The organism is Xanthomonas sp. SHU 166 (assembly GCF_000364685.1).
GTDB classification, from domain to species: Bacteria; Pseudomonadota; Gammaproteobacteria; order Xanthomonadales; family Xanthomonadaceae; genus Xanthomonas_A; species Xanthomonas_A sontii.
On record NZ_AQOJ01000649.1, the window covers coordinates 1 to 1,204 of the forward strand.

A 1,204-nucleotide genomic window follows, 5' to 3' on the forward strand; every position below is an offset into this window, starting at 1 on the left:
TCCCGATGCGCACGCCGCGCCGGCGACCGCAGACAGCGCCACCGGCATGGACACCGGCGCCGCGCCGGCATCGGCAAGCGCGCCTGCGGCGATACCGCCGGCGAGTGCTGCCCCGGGCGCCGCGTCGGCCAACGGCACGCCGACCTCGGCCGAGGACGACTACGCCGCGCTGTACGGCGGCGACCCGTACAACCCAGTCGCCGATCCAACCCTGCCGGAGGGCGTGCCTGCACCGCAGAGCTACGATCCGTGGGAGAAGTTCAACCGCAAGGTGCACGCCTTCAACAACGTGGTCGACCGTGGCGTGGCGCGGCCGCTGGCACGCGCCTACGTCAACGTGGTGCCGCGGCCGGTGCGGTTGGGCGTGACCAACTTCTTCGACAACCTCAGTTCGCCGCTGACCATGGTCAACCAGCTGCTGCAGGGCCGTCCGCTGCAGGCGGGGCAGACCCTGAGCCGGTTCCTGATCAACAGCACGCTGGGTATCGGCGGCATCTTCGACCCGGCCACCGACGCCAACCTGCCGCGGCGCAGCGAGGACTTCGGCCAGACTCTGGGTGTGTGGGGCTGGCGCCGCTCGCGTTACCTGGAACTGCCGTTGTTCGGCCCGCGCACGGTGCGCGATGCGTTCGGCCTGGTCGGCGACGCGCCGCTGTCGCCGCTGCAGCAGATCGAGGAAGACCGGGTGCGCATCGGTCTGCAGGGCCTGCAGTTGGTCGACACGCGCGCGCAGTTGCTGTCGCTGGACAGTCTGCGCGACCAGGCGCCGGACGAGTACCAGCTGACCCGCGATGCGTGGCTGCAGCGCCGCAACTATCAGATCGAGAGCGACATGCGCGGACACAAGCGTCAGGACGACGATCTGCCGGCCTATCTGCGCGAGGAAGAAACCAATCCGACGGTGCCGGTGGATGCGATGCCGGTCCCGGAGTGGCGCGGCGGTCGCTAGTCCGGCGCGCGACGCACCGACGAAAAGCCCGGCTTCGGCCGGGTTTTTTGTGTCTGAGGCTTTTGCTGGTATCGCCTGTGGGCGCAGCGCGATGTGCGGGAATAAGTGCTCAGTTTGCAGTGGGTGATCAAGTGTCGCGGCGTACGTAGGCAAGTAGCCGATGTTGCTGTTGCTGTTGCTGTTGCTGTTGATTTACCGGGGTCCCCTCGGCGCGGCAGCCACGGCGGGGAAAAACCCGAAGGGCGGCGCACAGGG

General features: G+C 68.5%; 1 protein-coding gene. It reads left to right on the plus strand.

The genetic code is table 11. The features are described from left to right. The coding region (locus tag D180_RS15615) for a VacJ family lipoprotein (RefSeq protein WP_017913536.1) at positions 1–949 on the plus strand (949 nt) is incomplete at its 5' end. Between the last annotated feature and the right edge of the window lie 255 nt (positions 950–1,204).